The sequence below is a fragment of the Collinsella tanakaei YIT 12063 genome, assembly GCF_000225705.1.
GTDB lineage: Bacteria > Actinomycetota > Coriobacteriia > Coriobacteriales > Coriobacteriaceae > Collinsella > Collinsella tanakaei.
Map to the genome: position 1 here is coordinate 168,435 of NZ_JH126467.1, position 14,658 is coordinate 183,092.

Annotated in this window: 10 protein-coding genes; 7 read left to right on the plus strand and 3 right to left on the minus strand. The window is 61.0% G+C overall.

Annotated features, from left to right (window positions below):
* Positions 1-168: 168 nt before the first annotated feature.
* Both ettA and HMPREF9452_RS00820 read left to right on the plus strand, forming a co-directional pair.
* Entirely contained in the window at positions 169-1,848 is a 1,680-nt protein-coding gene (gene ettA, locus HMPREF9452_RS00815; RefSeq protein WP_009140193.1) for an energy-dependent translational throttle protein EttA, read from the plus strand.
* A 175-nt stretch (positions 1,849-2,023) separates the two neighbouring features.
* The gene (locus HMPREF9452_RS00820; RefSeq protein WP_009140194.1) at positions 2,024-2,365 is read left to right on the plus strand and encodes a DUF2200 domain-containing protein; all 342 of its coding nucleotides are present in this window, start codon (positions 2,024-2,026) and stop codon (positions 2,363-2,365) included.
* Positions 2,366-2,497: 132 nt separating this feature from the next.
* On the opposite strand, the gene HMPREF9452_RS00825 is transcribed toward HMPREF9452_RS00820, so the two are convergent.
* Together HMPREF9452_RS00825 and HMPREF9452_RS00830 are read right to left on the minus strand one after the other, a co-directional pair.
* Positions 2,498-4,111 (minus strand): hypothetical protein, encoded by a 1,614-nt coding sequence (locus tag HMPREF9452_RS00825; RefSeq protein ID WP_009140195.1) that lies wholly within the window; start codon positions 4,109-4,111, stop codon positions 2,498-2,500.
* A 125-nt stretch (positions 4,112-4,236) separates the two neighbouring features.
* Positions 4,237-5,199 (minus strand): hypothetical protein, encoded by a 963-nt coding sequence (locus HMPREF9452_RS00830; RefSeq protein ID WP_009140196.1) that lies wholly within the window; start codon positions 5,197-5,199, stop codon positions 4,237-4,239.
* A 216-nt stretch (positions 5,200-5,415) separates the two neighbouring features.
* Here HMPREF9452_RS00830 and HMPREF9452_RS00835 point away from each other — a divergent pair, with 216 nt between their 5' ends.
* Complete coding sequence (locus HMPREF9452_RS00835) at positions 5,416-7,497, plus strand: NAD(+) synthase (RefSeq protein WP_009140197.1); 2,082 nt, start codon at positions 5,416-5,418, stop codon at positions 7,495-7,497.
* A 4-nt stretch (positions 7,498-7,501) separates the two neighbouring features.
* Here HMPREF9452_RS00835 and HMPREF9452_RS00840 read toward each other — a convergent pair whose 3' ends face one another.
* Positions 7,502-8,365 (minus strand): MurR/RpiR family transcriptional regulator, encoded by an 864-nt coding sequence (locus HMPREF9452_RS00840; RefSeq protein ID WP_009140198.1) that lies wholly within the window; start codon positions 8,363-8,365, stop codon positions 7,502-7,504.
* Between the two features lie 211 nt (positions 8,366-8,576).
* Here HMPREF9452_RS00840 and HMPREF9452_RS00845 point away from each other — a divergent pair, with 211 nt between their 5' ends.
* The 4 genes from HMPREF9452_RS00845 (at position 8,577) to HMPREF9452_RS00860 (ending at position 14,096) form a co-directional block, all read left to right on the plus strand.
* Positions 8,577-10,631 carry a fructose-specific PTS transporter subunit EIIC gene (locus HMPREF9452_RS00845; protein ID WP_009140199.1) on the plus strand — a complete coding sequence of 685 codons (2,055 nt, stop codon included), beginning with the start codon at positions 8,577-8,579 and terminating at the stop codon, positions 10,629-10,631.
* Between the two features lie 109 nt (positions 10,632-10,740).
* A complete protein-coding gene (locus HMPREF9452_RS00850) occupies positions 10,741-11,673 on the plus strand; it encodes a 1-phosphofructokinase family hexose kinase (protein WP_009140200.1) in 933 nt (310 codons plus the stop codon).
* A 136-nt stretch (positions 11,674-11,809) separates the two neighbouring features.
* Positions 11,810-12,976, plus strand: a complete 1,167-nt coding sequence (locus HMPREF9452_RS00855; RefSeq protein ID WP_009140201.1) for a pyridoxal phosphate-dependent aminotransferase — start codon at positions 11,810-11,812, stop codon at positions 12,974-12,976.
* 169 nt (positions 12,977-13,145) lie between these two features.
* The gene (locus HMPREF9452_RS00860) at positions 13,146-14,096 is read left to right on the plus strand and encodes an L-lactate dehydrogenase (protein WP_009140202.1); all 951 of its coding nucleotides are present in this window, start codon (positions 13,146-13,148) and stop codon (positions 14,094-14,096) included.
* The last annotated feature ends 562 nt before the right edge of the window (positions 14,097-14,658 follow it).

Genomic DNA, 14,658 nt, shown 5'->3' on the forward strand with positions numbered 1-14,658 from the left:
TGGAAAACAATATAGGTAAGAGTCGTTCCACCATTATGCGTCAATCCGGGTTTTGCTGACTGTTCCGTGGGTGGTGCCAGCAGAATTCATCAAGATTTTCCGCAGGGTTTTGTTTCATGCGACAATAAACCCGTATGACTGAGGAGCCCCTTATGAAACGGAGCTTATATGGCCGAGTTTATCTACCAGATGTATCAGGCGCGCAAGGCGCATGGCGACAAGGTGATTTTGGACGATGTCACGCTGTCGTTCTACCCCGGCGCTAAGATCGGTGTGGTTGGCCCCAATGGCATGGGCAAGTCAACCCTGCTCAAGATCATGGCAGGCATCGAGGAAGTCTCCAATGGCGATGCCCGTCTTACCCCCGGTTACACCGTGGGCATCCTTCAGCAGGAACCCCCGCTGGACGATGACAAGACCGTGATCGAAAACGTCCGCATGGCGTTTGGCGACATCCTTGCCAAGGTCGACCGCTTCAACAAGATCGGCGAGGAGATGTGCGACCCCGATGCCGATATGGACGCCCTGATGGCCGAGATGGGCCGCCTGCAGGACGAGATCGATACCGCCGACGGCTGGGATATCGACTCCAAGCTGGGCGTCGCCATGGACGCGCTGCAGCTGCCCGATTCGGATATGCCCGTCAACGTCCTTTCCGGCGGCGAGCGCCGTCGCGTCGCGCTGTGCAAGCTGCTTCTCGAGGCTCCCGACCTGTTGCTTTTGGACGAGCCCACCAACCACCTGGACGCCGAGTCCGTACTGTGGCTGGAGCACTTCTTGAAGAACTACCCCGGCGCCGTGCTCGCCGTCACCCATGACCGCTACTTCCTGGATAACGTCGCCGAGTGGATCTGCGAGGTGGACCGCGGCCATCTGTATCCCTACAAGGGCAACTACTCCACCTACCTGGAGACCAAGGCAGCCCGCATCGCCGCCCAGGGCCAGCGCGACGAGCGCCTGGCAAAGCGCATGGCTGCCGAAATCGAATGGGTGCGCTCCAGCCCCAAGGCTCGCCAGGCCAAGAACAAGGCCCGTCTTGCCCGCTACGAGGAGATGGAGGCGGAGGCCCGCGCCAGCCAGAAACTCGATTACACCGATATCCGTATTCCCGTGGGTCCGCGCCTGGGCGCCAAGGTCCTGGTTGCCGAGCATCTGCACAAGGAGTTCGACGGCCGCGTGCTGATCGACGACCTCTCCTTCACCCTGCCGCGCAACGGCATCGTGGGCGTCATCGGCCCCAACGGCGTCGGCAAGTCCACGCTGTTCAAGTGCATCGTCGGGCTCGAGGAGCTATCCGGCGGCAATCTGGAGATCGGTGAGACCGTAAAGATTTCCTACGTCGACCAGAACCGCTCCGGAATCGATCCCGATAAGAACCTGTGGGAGGTTGTCTCCGACGGTCTGGACATCATGCAGGTGGGCGAGAGCGAGGTTCCCAGCCGCGCCTACGTTGCCAGCTTCGGCTTCAAGGGTTCCGACCAGCAGAAGCGCGCCGGTGTTCTCTCTGGTGGCGAGCGCAACCGCCTGAACCTCGCCCTCACCCTCAAGCAGGGCGGCAACCTGCTGCTTTTGGACGAGCCTACCAACGACTTGGACGTCGAGACCCTGTCCTCCCTGGAGTCCGCGCTGCTTGAGTTCCCCGGTTGCTCCGTGGTCATCAGCCACGACCGCATGTTCCTCGACCGCGTCGCCACGCATATCCTGGCGTGGGAGGGCACGGATGAAAATCCGGGTAACTGGTATTGGTTCGAGGGTAACTTCGAGGCGTACCAGGAGAACCGCGTCGCGCGCTTGGGCGAGGACGCCGCTCAGCCCCATCGCATTCGTCGCAAGCTCACCCGCGACTAGCGCTTTATTCGCGAGAGATTCGCTAAGACAAACGGCTCCCACGCAGGTTAGGCGTGGGAGCCGTTTTGTATTGGGTGTTACCCTACAAATGATGCTATATCATCCAAATGTAGGGTAACGGGCGTTGTGGTGGCTACGCGCGCCGTCCCAAACTTTGAAAGGGGGCACGCCAAGAATGAACGTGTTTGAGATGCCAACAAGTAAGGTTTTGCCGCTGCTTAAGGCCAAAGCGCTCAAAAAGGGGAGGACGCAAGACGAGTTTCATGCGGTCGTTTCCTGGCTGACCGGCTACGGCGCTGAAGATATCGAGGCTATGATGGATGAGGATGTGCCCTACGGAGATTTCTTTCGCAACGCGCCCTGCCTTAATCCCAACCGCGCTCTCATTACCGGCAAGGTCTGTGGGGTCGCGGTGGAATCGATTGAGGACCCCCTTATGCGGGAGCTACGCTATCTCGACAAGCTTGTGGACGAGTTGGCAAAAGGGCGCCCCCTGGAGAAGATCTGCCGTGCATAAAGATTGCTGCAACAAACAAGAGCGCCCTGCTGTAATGGCGGGGCGCTCCCGGTCTATTGGTGCGAACTGTTCGCGACTGGTTTACAGCCACGCGGCATCGTCCATATAAATGGGCTCAAAACGATGAGCGGGCTACTCTGCGTCATCGCTATCTGCGACGGTGACTGAGTCGATGGCCCACGCGGCCCCCATGCCGTCGTCGCGACGCCTGCGAATGACTACATCCGCGGTCGCGCGTTGGCCGTTTTGCAAGTAGCAGATCGAAAACGTCGCCTTGCTCCTGCTCGCCTCGATGCTTCCGCGTTCGCGCGCGATAAGGCAGTATTCCGAAACAATGCCCATGACGTCGGCGCCATAAGGGTAGAGCATGGTAAGGGAGTGCAGCAGGGGACCGGGGCAGAAGACCTCGCTGCTAAAGTCCAGCGGAAAATCGCTTGGTAGCGCGGGTGCTACCGGTGCGGGTTCAGGTGCGGGCGTGGACGAGGAGTCGGCGGCGGGTGCGAGGGGCTTTGCCGCTGTCGCGGAGGGATCTGCTCCCTCTTGCGGCGTGGGCAGGGAGGCGTCTCCCTTTGGCGTCTTGTCGGCGGCCTCCTGGTGAGAGATCTCGGCGTTGGGGGCATCGTCGGCCTCCTGCTCCAGAACGGGCTTTTCGCTTGGGGCCGTCTCGTTTTGCGCGGCATCGTCTTGGTGCTCGGCGTCCTCCATGGCGGCCATGTCCGCTTCCGCCTCTGCGCGGGCGCGGGCTTCCGCTTCGGCGAGTTCCCGTGCCGCCTCGGCTTCCTTTTGCGCGGCGCGCTCCGCGATGGCGGCGGCGATAACGGCGGCGCGGCGCTCGCGCGCGATCTGCGCGGCGCGTGCTGCGGCGGCGGTAGCTTCTTGCGCGGCGCGGCGGGCGGCCTGCGCGGCGGCTTTTTCGGCGGCGCGCTTGGCTAGCTCTTCGGGCGTGGCTACCAGGGACGATTCGCCCTGCTGGCCCGTATAGGGGTCATAGGTGACGGTGAGGGCGATACGGGGGGAGTCCGCAGCGCGCTCTTCGGCGTCTTGCGCTGCGTTGTCGCCGCCGGGTGCGGCTTCAGACTCGGAAGCGTTTGCCTCTGCTGCGGTATCGTCCGCTTCGCCTTCGCCCTCGTCCTTTGCGGTATCTGCCTGGTCGGCTTCGATGCCTTCAAGCGAGAAGTTGGCATTGCGCAGGCGCGGGTCGCGGGCGGCGGCTTTCTGTGGTGCTGTGGGCATTGAGTCGGCCGTCGCTGCATTGGACAGGGCGGCGTCTGACGCAGAGGCGCTGCCTTCGGCGGCGTTGCGATCGGGGAGGGCTGGCGCATCGTCCTCGTCCGTCATTGCGGCGGGGGAGTCGGATGGGGCCTCGTCGCGCTTCACGCGCTTGGGACAGCTTGGCTTGATCGATTTGTCGCCCTTCTTTTTCTTCCAGGGCTTGTTTCCCTTTGCGGGAGTCTTGATCTCGGGGGCGGCAAGTGCCTTGTCCCAATCCTCGCGGGGTAAAACGGTGGCGTAGGCGCGGCCGCCTTTAAACAAGGTGATCTTCACCACGTCGGCGCCAAGCGCCTCTAGAAGTTGCAAGGTGGAGTCAAACCCCAGGTCTTCGGCGGTCAGGCGGTCTTGCGCTAAAACCTCGTCCACACGGGTGATAAAGGTCTGCTTGCCGCAACCAAGCTGGTCGCGAAGCAGGCGGTACATAAAGAGCTTGTTGGCCTCGGTGAAGCGAGGCGATGTGGATGTGCGCGGCATATGTGCTTCTTTCCAAACGGTACGATTGGAAAGAATCTTAACATCCACGGGCCATAGCAGGGCGCATCGCGGGCGATAAAAGCGACGCGAGCGCCTGTGGCGTTACATATTGTTGCTTGCGGCGCTTATTCGGCGGTGGTTCCGCTTGAGGTGCTCGCGCCGTCGGTGGTGCCGCTGCCGTTGGTGGTGGACGAGTCCTGCTTTTGAGAGTCAGACGAGGTTCCGCCTGCGGTGGAGTCCTGCTGGCTGGAGCTTCCGGTGTTCGTTGTGCCGTTGGTTGAGTCGCTGGACGAGGAATCGCTGCCGGTTTGCGCGGAGTTGTCGATCGATTCCTGGCCCTGCGAGCTATCGGCGGAGTCATCGGCCGCCCCGTTGGCGGTAGAGCTGGAATTGCTCGAAATGTCCGTCGTGGTGCCCGTTGCGGTCGAGGAGCTTGCCTCGGAATCGCTTTGCGTGCTCGCATCGGTTGAGGTGGTGCTCTGCGTAAAGATGGGGTTGGGGCGAGTGCCTAGACCCTCGCCCGCCGTGGCGAGCATGATGGCGCCGCTCACCAAGGCAAGGCTTAGGGCGGCGATGATTATGGAGGCTACGATCACCTTGCGCTGGGTGCCGGCTCGTTGCGCGGCGGCGCGTGCTTGCAGTTTTGTGGGGGCGACGCGGGCGCTGCGCGCGCTCGTGTATGCCTGTGCATAGGGGGTGTGCGCTTTCATCTGCGTGGGCTCGGGCGCGCCGTAGGCGCCCGCCGGTTTATGAACGGCGTCGAACGTCGCGTTTTGGAGCTTGCGAGCCCCCGCTGATAGCGCGCGTCGATACAGCTGCGTGGCCACAATGGTGACCGCAGAGCTCACGGCGGCGCCAATGACCGAGCCTGCGATGCCTATCTTTGATGCTAGCAGCATGGAGGTTGCCGCAGCGGCCGCGCTCGCGGCTATCTGGCCTATAGAGATGCCGTCGAACAGCCCCTTTTTTTTCGCGATGGGTTGCGTGCTGCCAATAGAGGCGTTCTCGCGCGGCCTGGTGTAGACGCTGTCGCGCTCGATCACGCGGGTTCTTTTCATATCGGTATATGTAGGAAAGTCGTTTGCCATTAATCCCCCTTATGAGTCGGGCGCCGTGTGCGGGCAATGAGGCAGCCCGGAAAAATCGTCCATATATTTTGTTACCGCTTGCACGAAATCTGAACGCCCCGCGCCCAGACAACAAAAAGAAGCGACACACAAGGAGAGCCTGTGGAGAATGCATTTCATTCCGCCTGCGCCTCGTGCGTATAATGAGTGGAGCTGATTATCTAGATGGGAGCCATCATGGACGAGTTGATCTTTGCAGGCGTGAGCGGGGCCGCGGGCGCCGGCGATGGTGACGGGTTCTTTCGCATAGCCGCGGCGACGCCCAAGATTCGCGTGGCCGATGTCAAAGGCAACGCGAAGGCGGCTCTTGACGCTGTACGCGAGGCTGCGGCGGCGGGCGTGGGCGCGCTGGCGCTGCCCGAGCTGAACCTTACCGGTTACACCGCGGGCGACCTGTTCCATGATCGGACGCTCTTGCAAGCGTGCGAGCGCGCACTGGCATGGTTGCTGGCCCAAACCCGTGACCTACCCATCTTCTTCACCGTCGGCCTGCCCTGGGCTCAGGGCGAGAACGTCTACAACGTCGTGGCTGCGTGCTGCCGCGGCCGGCTGTTGGGCCTTACCGTCAAAAAGCATCTTCCCAACCACAGCGAGTTCTACGAGCGGCGCTGGTTTGCCCCCGCGCCGTTAAACGTCTCCTTTGTTCAGGTTCCTGCGGACATTGCCGGTGGACGTTGCGTGCCGTTTGGGTCCGGCATTGTGTATCGCTGCGCGGATGACGGGTGCTCGGGCGTGGTCATCGGTGTCGAGATCTGCGAGGACCTGTGGGTGCCCGAACCTCCGTCGACATCGATGGCGCTGGCGGGCGCGACCGTTATCTTGAATCCCAGCGCCTCGGACGAGGTCATCGGGAAGGCCGGTTACCGCCGCGATTTGGTGTGCGGTCAGAGCGCGCGCCTTTATTGCGCCTACGCGTACGCGGACGCAGGGGAGGGCGAGTCTACAACGGACCTTGTTTTTGCGGGCGATAACATCATTGCCGAGAACGGCAGCCTTCTGGCCCGTAGCGAATTGTTTTCCACGGGGATGGTAGCCGCCGACGTCGATCTTGACCGATTGGCGGCGGAACGCCGCTCCTCGTCCACATGGACGCGCCCGGTATTTGCGACCGGAGCGGTTCAGGAAGTCTCGTTCTCCTATGGCGCCGCGAGGCCTCGCTGTGATGAGCGTGCATGCGATGCCTCCGCGCCCGAGATCCATGAAGCGCCGTCGCTCTTGTATTCAGCGCTTGAAACCCTGCGAGTGGCGCCGCGTGCGCCGTTTGTTCCCGCGGACGACCGCGACTTGGCGCAGCGTTGCGAGACCATCCTCGACTTGCAGACGGTTGGCTTGGCCACGCGCCTGGCAAATACGCCTTCCCAAAACGCGGTCATAGGGCTTTCCGGCGGCCTTGACTCCACGCTTGCCTTGCTGGTGTGCGTGCGCGCCTTCGATAGACTGGGCCTTGCTCGCACCGGCATCATGGCCGTGTCCATGCCCGGCTTTGGCACCACGGGCCGCACAAAGTCCAATGCGCAGCGCCTGGCCGAGCAGCTGGGCGCGTCCTTCCGCGAGATTCCCATCGGTGAGGCCGTGCGCCTGCACTTCTCCGATATCGGCCATGATCCGGAGGTCCAAGACGTAACCTATGAGAACTCGCAGGCGCGAGAGCGCACTCAGATTCTGATGGATTTGGCAAACGAGCTGGGCGGCTTTGTTATTGGTACGGGCGACCTCTCCGAGCTGGCGCTGGGCTGGGCCACTTACAACGCCGACCACATGAGCATGTACGGCGTCAATGCCAGCGTGCCAAAGACACTTGTTCGCCACCTGGTTCGCTACGCCGCCGACGTGTTTGGGGGAGAGATCGCCGAGGTGCTGCTTGACGTGCTCGACACGCCGGTATCGCCGGAGCTTTTGCCGCCCACGGGCGACGATGAGATCGCACAGCGCACCGAAGACCTTGTTGGCCCCTATGAACTACACGACTTCTTCCTGTACCACATGCTGCGCTTTGGGTTTGCGCCGTCAAAGATCTTCCGTATGGCATGTCGCTCTTTTGAGGGCGTTTACAATCCAGCGACCATTCATGTATGGCTGCGCACGTTCTACCGCCGCTTCTTTGCCCAACAGTTCAAACGCAGCTGCCTGCCCGATGGTCCCAAGGTGGGCAGCGTGACGTTGTCGCCGCGCGGCGATTGGCGCATGCCCAGCGATGCCTCTTCACGGTTGTGGCTGGACGAGGTCGATGCCATAGACGTCGACGGTATCGAGCTGTAGGGAGCTACTCCATCTCCTTATCCGGTTGGATAAGCTCTTCGTATCCGCTGATGGCGTCTCGTGCGTGCGGGATGACCGTCAGCAAGAAGCTGTAGATGACCTCGATGATGAGGGTCGCGGATATTTTAGAAAACGTGAAGTCCACGGTGGTGAGCAGGGCTTCATAGTTGACTGCCCTAAGGACTATGTCTGACATGCGGGCGAGGGGAGAGGTGGCGTCGCCGGTGATGAGGATCGCCGTGGCGCCGCCTTGCTTCGCAGCATGAAGTATTTTTTCAAGTCGCTTGGACTTGCCTGAATTTGAGATGAGAAACAGCACGTCGCCCTTGCGCATGCTGAGCGCCAACGACGTAGAGCTTTCGGTGATGGTGGTGGCGACGCTGCGCAGGCCCAGCTGGCCAAATTTGATAGCCGCGTCGATGGCGACGGCGTTGGTGTTGCCAACCGCCGCAAACAAGATCATGTCGGCACGGGCAAACAGGTCCACGACGCGCCTTAGGGTCTTCTCGTCCAAATAGTCGAGGGTCGATTCTATTTCGCGTATCTTCGCGTGCTTGATGTTGGCAATCGACTGCGGGACGTCGTCCAAAGAGACCTCGCGGGTAATCTGCGTGTTGCCGCCTTGAATTGCAAGGTCATGGGCTAGCGAGAATTGAAAGGCGCGGTAGTTTGCAAAGCCCAGTCGCCTGCAGAAACGCGATACCGACGCCTCGGAGGTGGAGCTTGCCGCAGATAGCTGCGCGCTGGTCATGCGGGGCGCTCTATCAGGGTTGGCAAGGATGAAATCAACGATACGTTGCTCACTGTCCAGAAAATCCCTGGTTGAGGTAATGAGCGCGAGCGCGCTTGGTTGGTCTGCAGTCGACACGATTCTCTCCTTACAATCTCCCTGTCTACAGCATAGCCCCAAAGTGCAGCACAATTGCGAAGGAGTAATGAAGCAACCTTACATAACCGCTCGCAGGTGTAAAAAAGCCTTTCACGGATGATACACTACGTGAAAGAAACCCATCAAATGTGCTCATGTAAAGTAGGGTTATTAGATGCACCGCCGGTGCATGGAAGTTAAGGGAGGGAACATGGCAGAGAAGTACGACATTATTGCTGCCACGGGCTGCCCAACGGGTATCGCCCACACCTTCATGGCGAAGGAGGCGCTTGAAAAAGCCGCGGCCGAGCGAGGGCTCACCATCAAGGTCGAGACCCATGGCCAAGTCGGTATCGAGAACGCGCTGACCCCCGCCGAGATCGCCGCGGCTCGCGCCGTGGTGGTCGCCGCCGACAAAGACGTCAACGCCGAGCGCTTCGCCGGTAAGCCCATGGTTTCCGTGGGTGTTTCGCGCGCCATTTCGCAGGAGGCAGCGGGCAGGCTGATCGACGACGCCCTGGCCGCCAAGGCGGACCCCAATGCCGTCGCCGCCGTTGCGCAAGAGGCTCTCAGCGCGGAGAAAGAGAGCTTCGGCCATCAGCTCTACAAGCACCTCATGAACGGCGTTTCCCACATGCTGGTGTTCGTCGTCGCCGGCGGCGTCCTTACCGCCGTCTCCTTCCTGTGGGGCATCACGTCTTTTGATTCCACCGCTTCGGATTACAACACGTTCGCCGCCATGCTTAAGACCATCGGCGGTATCGCTATGAACCTTATGGTTCCCGTGCTGTCCGCTTATATCGCCGAGTCCATCGGAAAGCGTCCTGCTCTGGTTCCTGGTTTTGTCGCTGGTATGATCGCCATCCAGGGCCTGCCCGTTTCTGCTGAGACCGGTCTTATCGATGCCGGAGGTTCCGGCGTGGGCTTTGGTTTCCTGGGCGGAATCGTTGGCGGCTTTCTTTCCGGTTACGTCATTTTGCTGCTGGAGAAGATATTCGCTAAGCTGCCCGCTAACCTGAACGGTCTCAAGGCGATCTTCCTGTACCCGCTGTTCTCCACGCTCATTGTTGGCCTTGTGATGCTGGGCATCTCCGGCCCCATGGTCACCATCAACAACGGCATGATGGACTTCCTTCGCAGCCTGCAGCACGCCGGCGCTATTCCCCTGGGCATCGCCATTGGCTGCATGTGCGCGGTCGACATGGGTGGTCCGGTCAACAAGGCTGCCTATGTAACCGGCACCATGCTGCTGGGTGTCGGCCTTGAGGCTGGCGTCGGCACGTCCGAGTACGCTGACGGCACCGCGTTCATGGCCGCCGTCTCCGCCGCCTGCATCGTTCCGCCGCTGGTTACCAGCTTCGCGGTTATCGCCGGCAAGAAATACTTCTCCCAGGAAGATCATGACGCCGGTATCGTCAACATCATCCTTGGCTGCACTCACATCACCGAGGGCGCCATCCCGTTCATGACTAAGAACATCTGGCCCGTCATGCCCATCATGATGGTCTCCTCTGCCATCGCCTCCGTGCTCACCTTGCTGTTGGGCGTCCACGTCCCCGCTCCCCATGGTGGCTTCCTGGTGCTTCCCGTGGTTGACGGCGGCCTCCAGTGGGTTCTCGCCATTCTCGTCGGCACCGTTGTGGGCGGCATTCTGTTCACGGCATTCAAGAAGCACGAGTGGACTCGCGAGCAGGCTTCCATTTCCGCCGAGCCCGCCGCCCCTGCTTCTGTCGCCGAGCCCGTTTCCGCCGAGGTTGATTCGGTTAAGCCCCAGCAAGTCGACGAGACCAAGGCCGACGAGGCAGAAGTCGCCGGTGGATTCGTCAAGGCGTCCAACGTCTTCTGCGACCAGAAGGTCGATGACCGCGATGCCGCGCTGAAGTTCATTTCCGACAACGCCGTCGCCGCTGGCATCGCTGACGATGCCGATGCCCTTCTCGCCGCGTTCCTTAAGCGCGAGGCGGAGGGTACTACGGGTATGGTCGATGGCTTCGCGATTCCGCATGCCAAGACCGATGCCGTCAAGCAGGCTTCCGTCATGGTCCTTAAGGCCCCCGAGGGCGTCCCCGGATGGGATACCATGGACGAGGCGCCCGTCACCTGCGCCATCGCCCTGCTTGTTCCCGAGGCCGAGGCTGGTACTTCGCACCTGCAGATCCTCTCCAAGGTTGCCATGGCGCTCACGGACGATGATTTCCGCGCCGCCTGCAAGGACGCGACCGATCCCGCTGCGGTCGCTTCCCTTATCAACGAGCGCCTGGTCTAAGGCCTCGCCGCGGGCTCGCGTTAGAGCCGTCCGCTGACGTTTCGCCCGGACCGGTGGTTTCCATCGGTCCGGGTTCTCTTTATCACCTGTATGTGACGGGAGGACTCACATGATCTACACCCTCACGGCCAACCCCGCGATCGACTACAACGTTTCTTGCGACCACTTGGATGCCAACACGGTCACCCGTACCCGCGATGCGGTTTATTCGCCCAACGGCAAGGGCCTCAACGTGTCCTTTACGCTCGACCACTACAACGTGCCCACGACCATCTTGGGTTTCTTCGCCGGCTTCTCCGGCAGGTTTATTGTCGAGGGCGCGCGCGAGCGCGGTGTTGAGGTGAAGCCCGTTTGGACCGAGGGCATCACGCGCGTCAACGTCTTCCTTAATGCCGGCGAGGGCGTTGAATACAACATGGTTAATGCCGGCGCCGCTATCACGCCTGCAGACGAGGACGCCATGGTCGGCCTCATCTCCTCGCTCGAGGACCTCGACTGCCTGGTCATCTCCGGCTCCCTGCCCCCTAATACCTCCAATGGTTTTTTGCGCCGTGTCCTTGAGACCGTTCGCGCCAAGGGCTCCCGCTTTGTTCTGGATATCTCAAGCACGCAGCTTGTCGATTTGCTTGAGCTCGAGCCCCTGCTTATCAAGCCCAACGACGACGAGCTTCGCGATATCTTCGGCCTGGACGTGCAGCCTGGTGACGATGGTTCCGCCGTCTCCGCCCTAGCGGATCTGCACCGTCGCGGCGCCCAAAACGTACTGTTCACGCTGGGTGGCGCGGGCGCGTACTTTTCCAACGGCGAGCACGTGTGGTTCGCGCACAACACCCACAAGGTGAAGGTGCTCTCCACCGTTTGCGCCGGTGACTCCTCGCTCGCTGCGTTCCTTTCCATCTGGGGTTCCGAGCCCGACCGCGTGGAAGACGCCCTTAAGCGCTCCATGGCCACCGGTGCCAACGTGGTCGAGTGTCCCGGCCTGGGTGATTTTGCCCATGTGGACGAGTATCAGGGCTATATCGACGTGCGCCTGGTCAAGTAGTTCGCAAAGCATCGCGCGCCGCGATTGGTTTCCATATGGGCCGCCTTGCCAAGTGCGGCGGCCTACGCCTTGACGCAGGTGCATAATGGGGAGGATGTATAAATGTCGATATCCCATCATGAGAGGGGATGTTTCCATGCAATTCTCTTCCAGGCTCGATCGTTTTGGTGACGAGGTGTTCGCTGCCCTCAATGCACGTAAGGTTGCTCTCGAGGAGGCGGGCCACACTATCTACAACCTATCCGTGGGAACACCCGATTTCGCTCCGTATGATCATGTCGTTGACGCGCTCATCGATGCTGCGCGCGATCCCCAGATGTGGAAGTACAGCCTGCGCGATCTGCCGGAGATGAAGCAGGCGGTGTGCGACTACTACAAACGTCGTTTTGACGTTGATGGGATCACGCAAGACATGGTCTGCTCGGTCAACGGTACCCAGGAGGGCGTGGGGCACTTTGCGCTCGCCTTGCTCGATCCGGGCGATGTTGTGCTGGTCCCCGATCCCTGTTACCCCGTCTTCGAGGCGGGCGCCAAGCTCGCCGGCGCCGAACTCTCGTATTATCCGCTTAATGCCGAGCACCATTTCTTGCCCTACGTCGCCGGCATCGATCCGGCCGTTGCCGATCGCGCCAAGTACATGATCGTGTCGTTGCCCGCCAATCCGGTTGGTAGCGTGGGTACCCCGGAGCTATACGAGGAGATCATCGCATTCGCGCGCGAGCACGACCTTCTCATCGTCCACGACAACGCTTATTCCGATATCACCTACGATGGTCCGCGCGGAGGAAGCTTCCTTTCGTATCCCGGCGCGCTTCAGGTTGGAGTCGAGTTCTTCTCGCTTTCCAAGTCTTTCAACGTCACCGGCGCTCGCATTGGTTTTCTTGTGGGCCGAGCTGATGTTGTCGCCGCGTTCTCTAAGCTCCGCAGCCAGATTGACTTTGGTATGTTCTTGCCGTTGCAGAAGGCCGCCATCGCTGCGTTAACAGGTCCTCTCGAGCAAGTTGAGGATCAACGCCTGGCATATCAGGAGCGTCGCGATGCGCTCTGCGCCGGTCTTGAGTCCTTGGGTTGGGAGCGTCCCAACGCGCATGGTTCCATGTTCATCTGGTGCAAGTTGCCGGGCGGTCGCACGGACTCCATGGCGTTCTGCGAGGAGCTTATGGACAAAGCGGGTGTCATAGTTACTCCGGGGGCCAGCTTTGGGCCTTCGGGCGAGGGGTACGTTCGTATGGCGCTGGTGCTTCCGCCCGACCGGATTGCGCTTGCTGTCCAGGCGATACGCGATGCTGGTATCGTTGGTTAATGTCAGCTTCAAACATAAGATCTATTGTCAATAAAAAATCGGTGTACGGCACTGATAAACCAGTGTAAGCGCGTTAAAATATTCATTGTCTACTGTTGCAGGAATTCGCGGCTCGCTATCTCACAGTCTATGCTTGCCTTAGTTTCTGCTTGAAGGGAAGGAATCTCCCATGGTTAATGACAGGAAAGTCGCTATCGTCGGTTGCGGTTTCGTTGGTTCGTCCTCCGCGTTCGCGTTGATGCAGAGCGGTCTGTTCAGCGAGATGGTGCTCATCGACGTCGATCGCGATCGCGCTGAGGGCGAAGCCCTCGATATAAGCCACGGCGCCCCCTTCGCCAGCCCCATGAAGATCTATGCGGGCGACTATAAGGACGCTGCTGACGCCGCCATCATCGTAGTCACCGCCGGTGCCGCCCAAAAGCCCGGCGAGACCCGTTTGGATCTGGTGAACAAGAACGTCAACATTTTTAAGTCGATTATTCCGCAGATTCGCGAGGTCGGCTTCGAGGGCATCCTGCTCATCGTCTCCAACCCCGTCGACGTTCTCACCTATGCCGCCATCAAGATGAGCGGTCTGCCCGAGAGCCGCGTTATCGGTTCCGGCACCGTGCTCGACTCCGCTCGTCTTAAGGACGCCCTGGGCGCGCACCTTGGCGTCGACCCCCGCAACGTTCACGCCTATATCATCGGCGAGCATGGTGACTCTGAGCTCGCTGTTTGGTCCAGCGCCAACGTCTCCGGTGTGCCGCTGCATGATTTCTGCGAGATGCGCGGCCACTTCGATCACGAGGCTTCCGAGAAGCGCATCGCTGACGAGGTCAAGAACGCTGCGTACGAGATCATCAACAAGAAGCACGCAACCTACTACGGAATCGCCATGTCCGTGAAGCGCCTCTGCACCGCCATCATGCGCGACGAGAAGCACATTCTGCCCGTTTCGAGTCTGATGGTCGGCGAGTACGGTTTGGAGGATATCGCTATCTCCATGCCCACCATCGTTGGCCGCAACGGCGTCGAGTGCCGCGTGCCCGTCTCCTTGGACGAGGACGAGCTCGCCGAGCTGCATCGCTCGGCCTCCGCTTTGAAGGACGTTATCGACCAGGTCGACTTTAACGCGTAAATCGTTTAGAACTGCATTAAAATGCCCTTGCAAGACTCCGTTGCGTTCGTGCGGCGGTCTCTTTTTAATATGAGTTGAACATTGTCAAGTGGCAAAACGTCCCCGCCCCCCGGGGAGCTACCGCGGGGGGCGGGGACGACCTATCTTCACCCGGGGGACGCGCCGCTTGAGGGCGTGTCTGCTCGACGCACGTTCGGCACTCTAATATCCGCGGGTCGGAACCGCATTTCGTTGCTACGGCTGGGGGCCTCCGGCTTCATCGCAGTCTCGTGGCGGGCGTGGCGGTCCCCCGCTGCCCAGAAAAAGGAACTGGAATGGCCTCCCAACGGCCTCGAGCGCGGCGCGCCCCGGGGTCGGACTCCTATCTCGCCGCGGGCGCTACCGGACCATGAGCGCTATCGCCCAGACCCAGCAGGCCATCTCGCGGGCCGTCGCGCAGTTCGCCACGCAGGGCCTCTTTCCCGCCTGCGACATGGCGTCGCGCCTGTCCTGCAGGCGGCGGTTGCACTTCGCGGCGTGCCTCGACGCCGCCGGCGCGACCCCGTGGCCCGGCCTCGGCTTC